Origin of the sequence: Mucilaginibacter celer (genome assembly GCF_003576455.2) — a bacterium.
GTDB classification, from domain to species: domain Bacteria; phylum Bacteroidota; class Bacteroidia; order Sphingobacteriales; family Sphingobacteriaceae; genus Mucilaginibacter; species Mucilaginibacter celer.
The window spans coordinates 906,058-923,867 of record NZ_CP032869.1 but is presented as its reverse complement, the minus strand read 5'-3'; the positions used below and the strand labels follow the sequence as shown (position 1 = coordinate 923,867).

The window sequence follows — 17,810 nt, the reverse complement described above, 5'->3', positions numbered from 1 at the left end:
GTTAATTAAAATTTCACGTTAGCACCTAAGTTTATAATTCGCTGTTGCGGATAAAACTGGCCGCTGCCACTGGTACCTTCTGGGTCATAATCTTTCACTTTTGTAAAGGTTAACAGGTTGAATGCACTTGCATACACCCTTAAGCCACCGATTTTAAGTTTTGACAGGAAAGGAGCGTTGAAATTGTAGCCCAGTTGTACGTTCTTGACCCTCACAAACGACGCATCATTTAACCAAAAAGTACTGTTATACAAGCCGCCGCTTATAGCATTTGATGAACGGTCTGTTACCCGTGGATAAGTGCCGTTAGTGTTTGTTGAGCTGAAACGGTTATCAGCCCAGCTGCTGTAAAAGTTACCCACACTACCAGCCTCCGGCAATACATACTGGCTAACCTGCGCCTGGCCTGAAAGCAATACTGTAAGATCGAAGTTTTTGTATGCCGCGTTTAAAGTAAAACCATAAGTAATTTGCGGGATATTGCCATATTTTGTACGGGTTTGATCGTCGGCATTTATTTGCTGGTCATTATTAACATCACGGTATATCAAATCGCCAACTTTAGCGCCTGTTACGTGCGGCGTTGCATCAAGCTGGGCCTGGGTGCGGAATATGCCTATCGCGTCGTAAAGCAGGTAATTATTTAATGGTCCTCCAGTTGCACGCTGATAGCTTATGGCGCCGGGAGCCTCGTCAATAAATACAATTTTGCTTTTTGCATAGGTAATATTACCGCTTAAGCCCCAGGTAAATTCATGACCGGTGTGGTTATAACCTAAAGTAGCCTCAAAGCCATCGCTGTTAAATTTTCCTATGTTTTCAAGCGGTACTAATGGATCTGATCCGTAAGGGTTAACTATGCCCGATGTTGCCGGAATAGAAGCGTTCCTGGCAGCAAGTACATTACGCCTTCTTTGTTGGAAGTAAATCGCCTCAACGGTAAAATTATGCAGGAAAGTAGCATTAATACCGATATCAAGTTTCTTTGCAGTTTCCCACGTTATGTTAGGATTTGCAAGTTTTGTCAAGGTTACGTTTGGCTGGATAACATTTGATCCGCTACCGGGGTTACTTGCAACAAAGCCATTATTAACAAGGGTATAGTTATTAAAATATTGGAAAGGCGAAATGTTATCGCTACCCAACGAACCATAAGAAGCCCGCAGTTTCAAGTCATCAAAAAAACCTACGCTGTTTTTAAACCAGTCTTCTTTTGTAATTCTCCATCCTATTGAAGCCGAAGGAAAATATCCCCACCGTTTTGCGCCTGGAAATATTGAGGTACCATCCGCACGCATCTGGCCTTCAAACAAATACTTTTCATCATAGGCATAAGTTAAACGGCCAATGTAGCTGGCGCGATTGTAATTTGAGCTCCAGCCCGAGTTTAGATAATCTGTAGCTGCGCCACCGCCTTGCGACAGATCGGGCAATTGTGATGACAAATAGTTAAAGCGAGTGGCATCGAAATACTCGATGTGGTTTTTACTTTGCTCATAACCTACAAACGCGCTAACATCGTGCAAGCCAAATTTATGCGCGTAGTTTAGTTTGATGTTTGAGGTAAGTAACACATCGCTTCTTTGCGATTCAAATAATGTAGCCGCGTTGTTATTGCCACCTACGGTAACGTTATTATAAGTATTTGAACTCGCTGCATAGCTGTATAAAACATAAGGCTTACTGAAGTTTTTATTGAAATTGTATGATTTATCAACAGAGAAAAAACCATCAACTGATAACCCTTCAATACCCGGAATAGCGTAACTTCCTTTTAATATACCGTTAAAAACCTGTTTTGGGTTATTGGATGTTCCACCAATATCGGTTACCTGAACAGCCGGGTTATTATTTTCGATACCTGTAGTTGGCAAACCGTTTGGATAATAAGCGGCTACAATAGGTTTAGCACGATAAACAGATCTGAAAATATCACCGGCACCGGATACAGGAAATTGCCTGTCTTCTTCACGGCCGGAAAGAGACAAACCAACTTTTAAACGCTTGGTTACGTTGGCATCAATATTTGAGCGAAAATTGTATTGGTGATATTTGGTAGCACCATTTTTGTAAATACCGTCCTGATAAAGGGTACCTAACGATACAAAATATTTAACATCATCATTACCACCGGCAATAGAAAGGCTATGCTGGTTTTGCAAGGCATAACTTTTAAGTGTTTGCTTTTCCCAATCGGTGTTAGGATAATTTAACGGATCAGAACCATCACGAAATTTCTGGATCTGCTCGGCAGTATATGATTGATTTAAACCACCCGCCGGATTCGAGTCGTAACTAATCTCATTCATGATTTGCGCGTAAGTGGCTGCATCAGCCATTTTTGGCAAACGGGTTGGTGAGCTAAATCCCTGGTTGTAGCTATAATTAATCGTTGGCTTACCGGTTTTACCACGTTTAGTAGTGATAAGTATAACGCCGTTAGCTGCACGGTTACCGTAAATAGCCGCCGAAGCGTCTTTTAATACTGAAAAACTTTCAATATCATTAGGATCAAGCCTTTCCAAACCGCCTATCTGGGCCGGAACGCCATCAACTACAACTAATACATCGTTATTGGTGCTGGTTGCCAAACCACGCACGGTAATGCCCGAGCCGTCATATCCAGGCTCGCCGCTACGGTTATTAACGATCACGCCAGAAACACGACCAGCAATACCGTTTGAAAGATTGGGCTGCGGGCTTTTAACTAATTCCGAACCCTTTACCTGTGAAATAGAGCCTGTTAAGGTTGCTTTTTTCTGGGTACCATAACCTACAACCACAACTTCGTTCAACGATTTTGAATCGCCCTGTAGTTGTATGTTGAGCGTTGTTTGCCCGTTGAGTATAATTTCCTGCGTATTATAGCCGATGTAGCTAAATACCAATGTGCCAGATGAAGCATTAGGCACGTTAAGGCTAAACTTACCGTTAATATCGGTAACAACACCGGTTGAAGTGCCTTTTAAGGCAACACTCACGCCGGGTAAGGTTTGGCCTTTTTCGTCTGTTACCTGGCCGCTTATACGGGCATCGGGCAGGCGTTGTTCGTTAACACTACCCGCGGCAGCCACGGCAGGCAATTGAGCGGCAACAAAGCAAGCCATAGCCATACTTGTTGCAAGGGCGAAAAAGCGGGGTGTTCTTTTCCGGTGAGGAGAATCCTTTTCGAGTAAATTTGGTTTCATACGGTTTTTAAATTGGTTTTAAAATGAAGTAAACTTCGCCGCGGTTAAGGCATTTCAGTTTACAGGTAAGCAGCAGCGTTGATCCCCGCTTAGTGGCATACCTGCTTTAAATTGATGTACTTTTACTTTAGCTTGGTTTACACCATGATTATTGGTGAGGGCTAAATTGCACGAAAAACACCCTGATAAGTGAGGGGTAAATTCTGATTAAGAGAGGGGGGATTTGATAAAAAAGTGCCGATTTGATGCTTTTTTGAGGCTTTTTGGAGAGGGGGTAAATAATATTGGTAAAATTTTACCAATCCCGATATTGTGTGCCGCGCAAGCGGGGGAAAGGTATTTTTTGTAACAGTGATGACAGCCGCTGTTCGGAATCTCCGACTTCGAATTAGTGTGCCTGGAGTTTGTAACTCCGTGTATTATGGCTTATTTCCTATTCAATCCTGTAGTCGCAGACTATAGGCATATTTGTCCGAAGTTGAAAACTTCGGACAGCGGAACAAGTTGTCATGCTGAGGAACGAAGCATCTTCTACAACTTGCATAAGAGGGCTATACAGGGCGAAGAAGATGCTTAGTTCCTACCCATGACATATTTAAAAATGGATATCATGCTGAGCCCCGTCGAAGCATGGTGGGGAGGGCCTCTGCGCGCGACCCTTCGACAAGCTCAGGGTTACAGGCAGACCCGCCTGATTTTATATAATCCTTCAGTGTCGCCGGATTTTACTTCCTCAGCATGACAATGGGGTGATGTAATATTTTCTTCAGATGTCCCGGATTTTGACTGTTGGAATGAGGACTTTTACAAATTGTAAGTTCTATAAAAACGAATAATTAATTCTCCTTAATCACATCCCGGTTAACATTGTAGTTGTTATGAAATGGCTTACGGTATTTCTTAACATAATCCGAGGGATTAATGCCGAACAGCTTATTAAACTGCTCCCTGAAATATTTCAAATCATTCAATCCTACTTTATACGCAGCTTCATAAACCGTGCTATCCGTGGTTAGCAAAATCTCGGCAGCCTTACGCAGGCGGATAAAACGGATAAAACTATTGGCTGATTGGCCTGAAATAGATTTGATACGTTTGTATAAGTTAGAATGGCTCATGCCTATCTCGGCAGCCAAAGTTTTAATGCTAAAATCGGGATCGGTAAGGTGTTGCTCCACTATCTGTAAACATTTTTCGAGGAATTCTTTGTACTCCTGCGAGATCTTCAGATCATTAGATTTATTGAGGGTGATCTCGTTGTAAAAATACTTTTGCAGGTTGTTGCGGCTTTTCAGGATGCCGTTAACACGGGCTATCAGGATATCCCTGTCAAAAGGTTTACTGATATAATCGTCGGCACCGCCTTCAATACCTTTCAGTTTAATTTCGGGCGATGAGCTGGCTGTGAGCAATATTACCGGTACATGGTTCATTACCGGGTCTTCTTTTATCCGGCTGCATAACTCAATGCCGCTTACACCATTCATCATTACATCGCTTATCACAATATCGGGCATTAGGTTGCAGGCCATTTCAAGGCCCGAGGTACCGTTATCAGCCTCAAATATTTCAAACTCTGCAGAAAAAATCTGTTTTAGGTAAGTTCTGATCTGCTCGTTATCATCAACCAACAGCATGGTTTTGGTGGTTGAACTTAAGGCCTCCTGATTTTTAGCGGGTGCTATAAAATCGGTTTCAGCAGGCACGGGCTCTCCTTTATTCTCCATTAACTCATCTAAAAACACCGAAGTTTCGGCAACATCCTCAAAAATAAATTGCTGACCAAAATGGTCTTTCCCTTTTAATAATGATACAAAAAAAGTTGTGCCTTCGCCCGTTTTACTGGTATAGGTAATATCGCCTTTATGATTTTCAATAAACACTTTTACCAAATACAATCCGATGCCGAAGCCCCCGGTATTTGAAGTTGGATTTTGCAACTGATGAAACTTATCAAACAACTTATCGCCGGTACCTTCGGCAATGCCGCAACCGCTATCTTTTATCGCGATAGTAACACCATCTTCACTATCAGTTATTGTACAGTTCACCACACCTCCCTCGGGGGTAAATTTCAGAGCATTGGAAATGAGATTGAACAGCGCTATCTCCATTTTCTCCTTATCGGCATATACGTCGATATTTTCTTTTTCGGCAATAAAATCAAACTGGATATTGCGGGTACGAGCCTGGTGATTGAAGCACAAAAAAACCTCGTGACAAAGCGAAACGACGTTCAACTTCACTATTTTAAGTTTATCGGTATCACTCTCGGCCTTGCGGAAAAGTAATAACTGATCAACCAAACTCAATAACCGGCGTGCGTTACGGTAAACAATGTGCAGGTTGCCATTATCATCGGGCTGGACGCCTTTGCCAAACAGCATATCTTTTACCGGGTTGATGATTAGGGTTAAAGGGGTACGGAACTCGTGCGAGATGTTAGTAAAGAAGGAAAGCTTGCGTTCGTTTAGTTCCCTATCTTTCTCGGCAGAAAGTTGCGCTACCTGAACCTCTAATTTAAGCTTGGCCTGGTTAATTTTGTATAACCGGTAATAATTGAAAAGGAAACCGGCTGCCGCTATGTAGCAAATGTAAGCCCACCAGGTTTTGTACCATGGCGGCAGAATAGTTACCTGCAAGGTGGCATAATTATTAAACCAAACCCCATCCTGGTTAGATGCCTTTACCCTGAATGTATAAGTTCCCGGATCGAGGTAACGGTATGTGGCCGAACGTTGGTTGCCTACATAGTTCCATGATTTATCCAAACCTTCCATCTTATAGGCAAAATCACCTTTTTGAGGGTAGGCATAGTTAAGCGCGGTATATTGAATGGAAAATACCGATTGATCGGGCTGTAAAACCACTTTCCTGGCCTCGTTTACGGCAACGGGTAAAATTGTGCCGCTTTTATCCCGGTCCCCGGCCTCTACCTGCTTGCCGAAGATCTGCAAGCCGGTTATCACCACGCCGGGCCTGTAATAACTTTTGTTTACCTGTGCCGGATCAAAGGCGTTCAAACCCTCGGTGCCACCAAAGTATATGATGCGATGAGCTGCATCAAATGCCACCGAACCAACGTTAAACTGGCCGCCCTGTAAACCGTCAGATTGATCATAGTTTTCTATTTTATCGGTAGAAGTATTAATGCTGGATAAACCTTTGTTAGTACTTACCCACACTGTACCATTTCTCGCATCTTTTACAGCATAAACAGTATTATTGGCCAGTCCATTTTTTTCGTTAAATACTTTCAGGGATTGATTTTTCAGATCGTATACCAGCAAACCGTCGCCTTCAGTACCTATCCAAAGGCGTTGCGCTACATCATGATACAATGAAAATATCACCGCGCCGGGCAGATATTTTTTCTCATCCGCTGTTTTTAAAAATTTGGTGAAGCGTTTTGCGCCGATATCAAAATAATCCAGCCCGCCACCGTAAGCGCCTATCCAAAGATTGCCTTTTTCGTCCTCGGCAATAGCCCTTACATCGTACGAGCTGATATTGCTGTTGGCCGGGTTATAATTTTTGAACGACCGCGTTGCGGCATCGTATAAGCTCAAACCGCCTCCGTTAGTACCTATCCACAAGCGTTTATGTGCATCCTGATAAATAACCCGTACATCGTTGCCACCTAAACTATTAGCTATGCCGGCAGTATGACTAAAATTGGTAAAAGAATCAGAGGAGCGATTGTATAAAAACAAACCTTTAGCGTAAGTGCCAAGCCATACATTGTTATTACTATCGGTAAATCCGCTTAAAATGGCATTATCGGTTAAGCTTCCGGCTTTGCCATCGGCTCTGTATTGTTTGATCAGGGTTCCGTCTGGCCGGTTTTTGAGCAGGCCATCACCATCTGTTCCAAACCATAGGGTGCCGTCTTTATCGATGGTCATGCCATAAAAACGCACCAGGTTTTCACCTTCTTTATCGGTATGCTTACGTTGTATGCGAGTAAACTTTTCGGTTTTGTTGCTCACCATATAAATACCATCACCATAAGTACCCAACCAGGTATTTTTATCTCTGTCGATATAAAGCGTTTGCACCGAGCGCGGGGTGAGGTTGAAACCGTCATCGCCGGTAACGGGTTCCAATACAAAACTGTTAACATTGTAGTTAGCGGACGTACCCAGATCAAGTTTATATAAGCCGCCATCCTGCAAGCCAACCAACAGTTTTTTATCTGTACCCTCATTAAGGGCGATGTACCGTTTGCTTTTAATGCCGCTCTTTTCGTTGGGTAAACTGTAGAATTTAGCCGATTGTCGGTTATACCAGGCCAGCCCGTTACCGGTAGCTATCCAAACGTTATGAAAATGATCTTCAAAAACATCATTGATACGGCCGGATGGCGGTAAATTAATATCGAGTTTTTTGCCGATAACGCCATTGGATTGTGTAAATACGTTAAGCCCCCCCTCCTGCGTACCAATCCACAGTAAACCTTGCGAATCTTCAAGAAGAGAAATGATCCTATCGTCGGTTAATGCAGGGAGTATTTTTTGTTTGTAATTGGTGAATTTTGCAGTTTTGGCATCGTAGTATGAAAAGCCGATACCATAAGTAGATACCCAAAAGTTATTTCCACGGGCAGAAACGATATTGTTTACATCCTCTTTTTGGGTACGACCAACGTTAACTTTATAATGGGTAAAATTTTCGGTACGGGTATCCAACCTGCTCAAGCCATCTCGCGATCCTATCCAAATAAAGCCATCTTTACCGGTAAATACCTTTTCAACATAGTTACTGGTTAACCCGGAGGAATCGCGCTGCTTTGATTTAAATACTTTGAAAGTAGTTCCGTCAAAACGGTTAAGGCCGTCGCTGGTGGCAAACCACATAAAGCCATTGGCATCCTGCGTAATGCTGTTCACGATGCCAAATGAAAGCCCGTCTTTTAATGAATACTTTAAAGCTTTGTTTTTTATAGGCGATTGCGCATGCAAACCCGCAAAGCAAAGCTGCAAAAGCATTAACACCGAAAGCCGGGTCAAAAAACAAGCATATTGTTTACGAGGTAAAAGTATCAGCATTCAATTTTCTTTAATATCAAAAAAGCCTAAAGGCTTATCAAACTCAGTTTACAACCGTAAATCAGTAAAAAATTGGGCGGATAGTGTTTTAGATGATCTAAGCGCCTGTTTTGATGGTTTATAATTGAGAAGCAATATAGAAATTAATTGTAAAAAAAACACTTAAAGAGAAAAATATTTTGGCTAATCGTAAAAACCTTCAAAGTACATTAACTCAATATTAAGCTTTTATTATGGAATAATCTCAGAGCTAATTATTCAAATTTCCTCCAAATTTCGGCGGGTTTCTTTGCGGAAAAATCACCCGTTGCTCATGAAACACTATTACTTCCGTTACAGGCTTTTGCTCTTCCTGGCATTAAGTCTGTTGTTCTCTGTTAACTCAATCGCCCAAACCATCAGGGGTAAAGTAAGCGATTTTAAAACCGGCGAACCCCTGGTTGGTGCTACCGTGCACTTAACCCAAGCCGGTGCAAGCAGATTTGTAGCCGTATCCTTAAACGGCTCGTACAGCTTTAAAAATGTAAAAAATGGCGCTTACCAACTACAGGTAAATTATGTTGGCTACAGCACATCGCAAGTGTATGAAGGCTCCATTACATCGGCAGACGAAACCAAAACCATCAATGTAAGCCTGCAGGATGCCAGCCAGCAAATGACCGAGGTTAAGATCACCGCCTCAACCGGCAAAGAATCCGACCGTGCCGTGCGTACGATAGAAAAAACATCGCCTATGGTGCTCAATATTCTATCGGCAAATACCATTAAACTTTTGCCCGATGTTACCGTGGCCAATGCTTTACAGCGTGTAAGCGGCGTTACCATACAACGCTCGGCAAGCGGCGAAGGCCGTTACGCCATTATCCGCGGTATGGACCAGCGCTATAACTCAACCCTGGTAAACGGCATTAAAATACCAAGCCCCGATCAGCAATACCGTTTTGTGCCGATGGACCTTTTCCCATCAGAAATGCTTGAACGCCTTGAAGTGATCAAAGCCTTAACCCCCAACATGGAAGGCGATGCCATTGGCGGTGCCATGAACCTGGTAATGAAAAGCGCGCCAAGCCATTTTACCCTCAGCGCCAACGTATCGGGCGGTTTTTCGGGCCTGTTTTCGGATGGCCGTTTGTTTAACGCGTTTAATGCTTCGCCTAACAAACAATCGCCGGCTATAGTTAATGGCAACAGCTTCGCGGCTACTCCTGCCGATTTTAACAATAAAGCGATAACCAGCGGTCATAGCCTTAACAACCCGTTCAGCTCAACAGCGGGTTTAACCATTGGCGATAGGTTTGCCAACAACAAATTAGGCGTTATTGTGTCTGCCAGTTATCAAAACGTATATCGCGGTTCCGATTCAAAACAGTTAACACCCAACGCGCAGCCAACGCCGGTTCCGTTGCCAAACTCGCCACAGTTTTCTGATGCTTATGATCGTACTTACTCAACACAAACCAAACGTGTAGGGATCCATAATAAGATAGATTATGTGATCAACGATAAAAACAAGCTATCGTTATACAACCTGTATATCCATCAGGATGAATCAGAAGCACGTTTTACAGCCGATACTTTGGGCCTGGGCCTGAACACTACTGCTTTAAACAAGCAGATCACTATCTCAAACAGGAGCACTTTAACCCAACAATCTATTTACAACTCAACCCTTCACGGCGATCATATCCTAGGTAAAAAGTTTGTATTTAACTGGGACGGTGTTTACTCGGTTGCCAACAGGCACGTGCCAGATCGTACTGAATTTTCATACGATGCCAATAAAACATTAAACACCGCCGGATCTGTTGTTACCGAATACGATAATAATACCGAGCTCATCCACCATTGGGAAAACAACCGCGACCGCGACCTGAGCGGCTACGCCAACCTGATCTTCACCCCTAAAATTGGTAACCGCGATGTAGAATTTGCAGTAGGCGGCCTCTATCGCCACAAAACAAGGGATGCCGACTATATAGACTATAAATTAAAAGGCGGCTTAACTTATTATAATAATAATTTCAACTCGCTTCCTTTTGCTATTAATACGCCGGCAGGTGGTTTGGGCAGCAACAATGATCAGCTTGAAAACAACTACCATATCACCGAAAATGATAATGCCGAATATTTCCAGTTTAAATTTAACCCGGTAGATAAACTGCAGGTTTTAGGTGGTGTTAGGGTTGAGAATACAGATATGAGTTATGCTACCCAATCGCCAATTACGGTGACCGAGCGTAGCGGTAACATCAAATACACCGATGTATTGCCAAGTATCCACTTCAAGTATGAATTAGCCGATAACCAAAACATCAGGGCATCTTACTTCGCGTCTATTAGTCGCCCTGGTTTTGGCGAGATCGTACCTTACAAAATTACCGGCGAGTATTATGACCAGGAAGGCAACCCCCACCTGAAACACATCACTGCCGATAACTACGATTTGCGTTATGAACTGTTTCCGGGCGGAGCCGACCAGTTTTTGATCGGTACATTTTACAAAAAAATCTATAACCCTATTGAGTTTTTCGTGGTACGCGATGGCGGCCCAAGCACCCAGGTAATTAAACCGATGAATGATGCGGGTAACGCCACCAATTATGGGGTGGAATTATTGGCTACCAAGTTTTTTGGTGTGCTGGGTTTTTCGGTTAACTATACTTATACGCACTCACGGATTACCACCTCAAAACTGTTGTACCAGCAAAGTGCCGGCCAGTCGGCCAGTCAGAGTTTGGTTGATGAAACGCGTCCGCTGCAGGGCCAGGCCGATAACGTGGGCAACGCATCGATACTATTTAAAAGCGCCAAGTTAGGTTTAGATATGCAGGCCGCGTTTGTGTACACCGGCGAGCGTTTATTCCAGGTATCGCCATATTACAACCTTGATTTTTATCAACACGCTTATAACCAGCTCGATTTTTCGTTCGAGAAAACCATTACCAAAAAGCTGTCATTTTACGGCAAGATCAATAACATAACCAATGCTGCCGCCAAGATCTATCTGAAATACCCGCATGCGCAGATCGATCCTAAACAACAGGAGTTTTTAGGCAAACAGGATATCACCTCGCAAACCCTGGTTCAGAGCGATTTTTATAAAACCTTCTTCCTGGGCGGTTTCAGGTATAAATTTTAATTAAGTACGATCATGAAAAAATATATAATCCCTATAATTTGCTTAATCATAGCAATAGGCACTTCAGGCTGCCAGAAATGGAAAGGCGAGCACGCTGATATATACACCTATACCACACCGGCGGCAAACCCGGTAAACGATAAAGCCCCCCTATCGTGCAGTGGCAGCGGCACCTCTGTGGTATCGGTAAAAGGCACTATGCTAAGCGGCAAAACCTACACCGTTGAAAATGGATGCGATTTGGTGATCAATCCATTAGACACTTTATTGATGCAACCCGGCGTAACCTTAAACATGGGTACAGGTACCAGTTTGATAGTACTGGGTACATTGGTAAGTAACGGATCAAAAGATGCGCCTAACTGGATCACGGTACCCGGCATTACCAAAAATGATGCGCCCGGAGGTGTAACACCCGCCAACGACCCTGCCTATGCCGGTAAATGGAAAGGCATTGTTGGCGGCCCTACCTGTAACCTGATGGTTTTACGCTGGACACACGTAGAATACGGTGGACTGCAGGAAGGCGATGCCACTTCCAAAATAGCTAATTCGGGTGCGGGCAACCAGTACAGCATTTTGTTTGCCAACTACAAAGGCAACTTTATTATGGAGGATTCATGGCTTTACGGTGGCGTGGATGACCCGATCCGGATCTCGGCAGGCAAGATCGCCATCTTCCGCAATACCTTCGAAAAAAATGGCGTAAGTGGCGGCGATTGTTTGAATGCCAAAGGCGGCACTACCGGTACCATGGCCTACAACCTGTTTATAGGCACGGCTACCAACGGCCAAAAGGCATCAAACAAAGGGCAGGCCACGGGCGCGCCGCAAACCAATATTGTAATGTACAATAACACCTTCGTGAGCGGCGGTTACAGGCAGGTGCAAAGCGGCCGTGGTGGCTGTATTAATTTTGAGGAAGGTGCCGCGGGCATGTATTATAACAACGTGGCTATTAACTGCAGGTTTGGTTTCAGGGTGGTTGGCAGTCCGGTGGCCGATGTGGCGCATCTATCGTACGGCAACAACTATCAGTGGGCCGATTCGTTGAGCGTTGCCAACCAGTTTTATCCAACCGGCTATATCACCCAGCCGCAAACAACCGATATCCCGGCCATCAATACATCGGCCAAATACCTGCCAGCCGGTTATACATTAGGCTCAATTTATGATGGTACCGATGTTGTGCAAAAAAACAACCCGATGTTTACCAACTTCCCGCTGCCAACAACCGGGCATCCGCTGGCGCAATACACGGCAGTAGGTAACTATAACTTCCATTTACAGGCAAGTTCGCCATTGATAGGCAAAGGCAATACCACTATTGCCCCGCTTATTACGGTACCGCTTGATAAGATCTACGGCTTATCTGAAGCTACTTTGCCCGGTGCCGATCTGGGTTGCTATCAACTTAACGGGGGCGGCAACCAACACTAATATTCAATTCATTTACCCAAAGGGCGATTGAGCGATCAATTGCCCTTTTTTATATCGTTTTAAAATGAAAAAAATCATTTATAATATTTTAATCCTGGTTGTGATGGCCCAGGCATTTTCATTAAGAGTTCAGGCTCAATCTGCCGATCTTAAGATCGTATTTATCCGCCACGCCGAAAAACCGCTTAAGGGCGATAACCTTACCTGCGCGGGTATCAATCGCTCATTAAAACTGCCGGCTGTTATCAATGCTAAATTTGGCGTGCCTGCTTACATATTTGTGCCGGGTTTGGGTTCGGGCGAGGCTACCAAACATGCCCGCATGTTTGAAACCATTGTTCCCTTAGCGGCAAAATACAATTTAACCATCAACAGCAGCCGTACCGAAAAGGATTCGTTAGGAATGGCGGCCGATTTAAAAAGCCGCAGCGGAGTTGTACTTGTAAGCTGGGAACACGGCGGCATAGCGCCGATAGTACGATCATTAGGTGTAAAAAAGCAGGGCTTGAAATGGCCCGATGATGATTATGATAGCATTTGGATAGTGAGCTTTAAAAATGGCGAAGCTGTTTTAAATGTGGATCATGAGGGTATAGTACCTGAAACGGGTTGTAGTTTTTAAAGCGAATAAAAAAAGCCGCCGCTCGGCTGGAGTCGAGCGGCGGCGATACCGTTTACGAATTCAACGCGTACATAATAATATTAACCCCAAACTTAGTATTATCCTCAGCCAAAAAGCGCTTGTTCCTGAAATCATAATCCCACTCGCAGCCATAATCTTTGTTGCTGTACAAAACCCCTATCCTGCCGTTAATTTCAATAGCTTTCAGATAATCGTGTACCAGGTCGTCTCCCCAACCGTTCAGTTCAAAACTGGTATTGGGCGGGCCTTTATCAAAGGGAAAAAATGAGTGATAGATCTTATGGTCATTAGGGACCTTTTTTAAAGCCGTAGCCCCAAACAAAGCACTCATCTGCGCCTCGAATGAGCGGGCAAATAGGCCATCGATATCGTGGTTGCAGTCATCGGCAAAAACGAAGCCTCCATTCTCTACGTAGCGCTTAAAATTGACTTTCTCTTTGGCATCAAATTGCACCAGTTTGTGGCCGCTGATGTAGCAGAACGGGGCCGAAAATATATCATCACTGCTTAGGGGGATCACTTTTTCGTGAGGTTCGATGGTGATGGTGGTGTACTCCAGTAAGGAATTAAGCAGGTTGGAGGGCATACGCTGGTCGGTATCCCAGTCGCCCGAGTGATAACTTAATCTTGTGAAGGTAAATTTGCCGCTGTAGCCCATTTTAGTATCCAGATTTTAAAAGTAGCACAATATTCCATTTCAAAGCGGCTTTTATTTGTGTACATTGTAAAGTTTCGGATACTTTATTGCCTTTTTATTAACACTCACCTGTTTTTAGGCAAACGGATGATATATTGGATGACTCATAAAACTGATCTCATATTTTGGAACTTACCGAGAATAACGTAAAAGTATTATTGGCTAAACTGCCATTGCTAAAAAGCGAGATACAAAAGGTAATTGTTGGCCAGGATGCCATACTGGATGAACTACTGGTAGCTTTCCTTGCCGGTGGCCATTGCTTATTGGAAGGTGTACCGGGACTGGCTAAAACGCTGATGGTAAAAACCATGTCGCAAGCCTTACACCTATCCTTCAGGCGAATCCAGTTCACACCAGATTTAATGCCGACAGATATCATCGGCACCGAGATACTGGAAGAAGACCACGCCACCGGCAAACGTTTCTTTAAGTTTAACAAAGGTCCCCTGTTTGCCAATATTGTTTTGGCCGATGAGATAAACCGTACACCGCCCAAAACACAATCGGCCCTGTTAGAGGCCATGCAGGAATTTGAGGTTACTTATGGCGGCCAAACCTACCCGTTGGATAAACCTTTCTTTATCCTCGCCACCCAAAACCCTATTGAACAGGCCGGTACCTATCCCCTGCCCGAAGCCCAGTTAGACCGCTTTTTACTGTTAGTAAAAATGGGCTACCCTACCGAACAGGAAGAATTTGAAGTGCTAAACCGCACAACGGGCACTAAAAAAGCCGACGTAAAACCGGTTATTGATGCCGCGGAAATTCAACAGGCGCAGGCTTTGGTTAGGCAGGTAAATATTAATGATGAGCTGGTGAAATATGTAAGTTTATTTATCCGCGCTACCCGTCCCGATACCAGTACCGTTCCTTATGTAAAAGAATGGGTACGCTGGGGCGCAGGCCCACGCGCCGGGCAGGCTTTAATTTTGACAGCCAAAGCCCGTGCTTTATTAAAAGGCCGGTATGCTGTTTTGATGGAAGACATCCACGCCATGGCCCCGGCCGTTTTACGCCACCGGGTGCTGATGAACTTTAAGGCCGAGGCGGAGAATATTACATCTGATTTGGTTACCGCGGAGTTGATCAAAGCAATTGAACGGCCAAAAGCCATTTAGTTTCTACCTGTAGAGACGCAATTATGCGTCTCCCCGGAGGACATGCGGACTTTACAGGGCCGCCATACCAACGTAAATTGCACGCGGGAAACGCAATTATGCATCTCTACATAAAAAAACCGACCTATAAAAATGCTCGATCCAAAAGTATTAATGACTATTAAAGATTTGCCATTGCTCGCCAAAACGGTGATCGACGGCTTTTTGAATGGTTTTAATAAAAGCAGCATTAAAGGCCCTGGACTCGAATTTAGCCAATACCGCAGCTATCAGCCGGGCGACGATCTCAGGTGGTTGGACTGGCGGATGTACGCCCGATCAGACAGGTATTACATCCGTGAGTCGGAAGTGGAAACCAGTATCGCTGTTCGCTTTTTGGTAGATGCCAGCGCATCGATGGCGCACGATGATCACGGGATCAAAAAAATTGATTATGCCCGTTTTATGGTGGCATCGCTGGCTTATCTCGCAAATTTACAGGGCGATTCGGTTGGTTTATATGTTTTTAGAGAGGGAGATTTGTTTTCGCTGGCCACCAAACCCGATCCTCAGCATTTGCAGCGGTTGTATCATCATTTGGCGCAAATTCAGCCCGCTGGCACATTTACCAATCCTGCTCATTATAAAGAGTTATTTGCAGGCACAAACCGCAAGGAATTATTGGTTTTTATTACCGATATGTACCAAACCAATGGCGAGATCAACAAGCTGCTTAATTCATTATCGGCACACCGGCATGAGATCATTGTTTTTCACTTAATGGGCAAAAACGAGCTTGAGTTTGATTTTAAAGATTATGGAACATTAGAAGACCTGGAAACCGGCGAAACTATTGATATCAACACCACGCAGGCATCAGCCTATCGCAACAAGTTGCAAGAGCATCTTGATAATACGCGAATTAACTTAACCGGCAACGGTATTTTTTACCGGATGATTAACACATCGCAACCACTGGATGAAGCTTTACGCAGCTTCCTGGTTCAGCGTAATAAGAGCAGGTTTTAATCTCATATCAAATTAATTAATGCAGTTTTTAAATCCCATATGGTTGTTTGCAATTGCCGCGGTGAGTATCCCGGTGATCATCCACCTGTGGAATATTAAGAGCGGCAAAACACTGAAAGTGGGCAGCATTTCACTCATCAGCGCAGCGGCAAAAAAAAGCAGCCGGAGTTTGTTGGTGACTGATAAATTACTGCTTGCTATACGGTGTTTATTATTGATTGTGCTGGCGTTACTTTTATCGATGCCTGTTTGGAGGAAACAAACCGATATCTCCAAAGTAAAGGGATGGCTGCTCATCCCCCGTGAAAACCTAACCGAAAGTTACCGAAGGTTTAAACCACAGATTGATTCTTTAATCCACATTGGGTACAAATTCCATTATTTTAATGATGGATTTGCTGAAACGGAAATAGGCAAAGCATTAACCGATACATCCAGGCAACCGCAGACAGACGCGGATTATTGGGGGCTGATCAACAAATTGAACAGGCAGATGTCGGCAGGGTTACCTGTGCACCTGATTACTCCAAACGGTATCAGCCATTTTCAAGGCGACAGACCATCCACAGCTTTAAATCTCAAATGGAAAACCTATACGCCCGATGATTCAACAAGTACATGGATAGCTGACGCCTGGTTCACTGCCGATAATAGCTTACAAGTATTGCAGGGTAACAGCAAACCGGGTGGCACTGGTTTCACAAAGCGTATTATTAACCCGGCTTTAAATAATGACGCTGATTTTAAGTTGAGTACCCGCGATGGTAACGCTTACATCGGCCTAAAAAAGGGAGATACCAGCACTATTTTAATTGATACTGCTACCCTTAAACTTTCCATTTACACAGATAAGTACACCGTTGATGCCGGTTATCTGAAAGCCGCGTTACAATCTGTCGGCAGCTTTAGCAGGCGAAAAGTTATTGTGAAGCAGTATACTCATACAGGCGAAATCCCTTTCGGTCAAAACTGGCTATTTTGGTTATCCGATCAAAAGCTTCCATCAGCAGTGGCAAAAAAAGCAGCCAATGTACTAAGCTATGCACCGGGGCCTATCATCAAAACAAATTCGTGCATCAATGATAAAGGGCCGTTCAATATTTCCGGGCAAACCGATAAACCGGCACTGCATCAACTAATCACCAACAATACAATTGGTGAGCCGCTTTGGACAGATGGTTTCGGCAGGTCAATTTTGAGCAGGGAAATGCCAAACGGCAGCTACCATCTCTATACTCATTTTAATCCCGCCTGGGCAGATCTGGTTTGGAACAATGATTTCCCGCAATGGATATTTCGATTGATTTTTAACGAGCGGCTGCAGGTGACTATTGGTAAACATGAGCGACGGACTATTAGTAACGAGCAACTACTTCCAGATAGCTCAGATAAGAAAAACATGGTTGTGAATACGCAACCGGATACACTCACCGACCTATCCCATTATTTATGGCTGGTATTGGTTGGATTATTCCTTTTAGAGCGTTTTATCGCCAACAAAAACCTCAAACAAACTAATGGATAAA

Annotated in this window: 9 protein-coding genes; 6 read left to right on the top strand and 3 right to left on the bottom strand. The window is 43.9% G+C overall.

Features of this window, described 5'->3' with window-relative positions:
• Window positions 1-5 precede the first annotated feature (5 nt).
• Entirely contained in the window at window positions 6-3,188 is a 3,183-nt protein-coding gene (locus tag HYN43_RS03655) for a SusC/RagA family TonB-linked outer membrane protein (protein ID WP_205589860.1), read from the bottom strand.
• 836 nt (window positions 3,189-4,024) lie between these two features.
• Entirely contained in the window at window positions 4,025-8,236 is a 4,212-nt protein-coding gene (locus HYN43_RS03650) for a hybrid sensor histidine kinase/response regulator transcription factor (protein ID WP_205589859.1), read from the bottom strand.
• Window positions 8,237-8,549: 313 nt separating this feature from the next.
• On the opposite strand from HYN43_RS03650, the gene HYN43_RS03645 reads away from it, so the two are divergent.
• The 3 genes from HYN43_RS03645 (at window position 8,550) to HYN43_RS03635 (ending at window position 13,437) form a co-directional block, all read left to right on the top strand.
• Window positions 8,550-11,375, top strand: a complete 2,826-nt coding sequence (locus HYN43_RS03645; protein ID WP_119408166.1) for a TonB-dependent receptor — start codon at window positions 8,550-8,552, stop codon at window positions 11,373-11,375.
• Window positions 11,376-11,387: 12 nt separating this feature from the next.
• Window positions 11,388-12,815, top strand: a complete 1,428-nt coding sequence (locus HYN43_RS03640; RefSeq protein WP_119408165.1) for a hypothetical protein — start codon at window positions 11,388-11,390, stop codon at window positions 12,813-12,815.
• Window positions 12,816-12,879: 64 nt separating this feature from the next.
• Entirely contained in the window at window positions 12,880-13,437 is a 558-nt protein-coding gene (locus tag HYN43_RS03635; RefSeq protein ID WP_119408164.1) for a histidine phosphatase family protein, read from the top strand.
• A gap of 52 nt (window positions 13,438-13,489) precedes the next feature.
• Here HYN43_RS03635 and HYN43_RS03630 read toward each other — a convergent pair whose 3' ends face one another.
• Window positions 13,490-14,116: a DUF4159 domain-containing protein gene (locus tag HYN43_RS03630; RefSeq protein WP_119408163.1), complete on the bottom strand. Its 627-nt coding sequence runs from the start codon at window positions 14,114-14,116 to the stop codon at window positions 13,490-13,492.
• A 164-nt stretch (window positions 14,117-14,280) separates the two neighbouring features.
• Here HYN43_RS03630 and HYN43_RS03625 point away from each other — a divergent pair, with 164 nt between their 5' ends.
• The 3 genes from HYN43_RS03625 (at window position 14,281) to HYN43_RS03615 (ending at window position 17,809) form a co-directional block, all read left to right on the top strand.
• A complete protein-coding gene (locus HYN43_RS03625) occupies window positions 14,281-15,276 on the top strand; it encodes an AAA family ATPase (RefSeq protein ID WP_119408162.1) in 996 nt (331 codons plus the stop codon).
• 132 nt (window positions 15,277-15,408) lie between these two features.
• Complete coding sequence (locus HYN43_RS03620; protein WP_245447146.1) at window positions 15,409-16,284, top strand: DUF58 domain-containing protein; 876 nt, start codon at window positions 15,409-15,411, stop codon at window positions 16,282-16,284.
• A 19-nt stretch (window positions 16,285-16,303) separates the two neighbouring features.
• Window positions 16,304-17,809: a BatA domain-containing protein gene (locus tag HYN43_RS03615; RefSeq protein WP_119408161.1), complete on the top strand. Its 1,506-nt coding sequence runs from the start codon at window positions 16,304-16,306 to the stop codon at window positions 17,807-17,809.
• Window position 17,810: the final 1 nt, after the last annotated feature.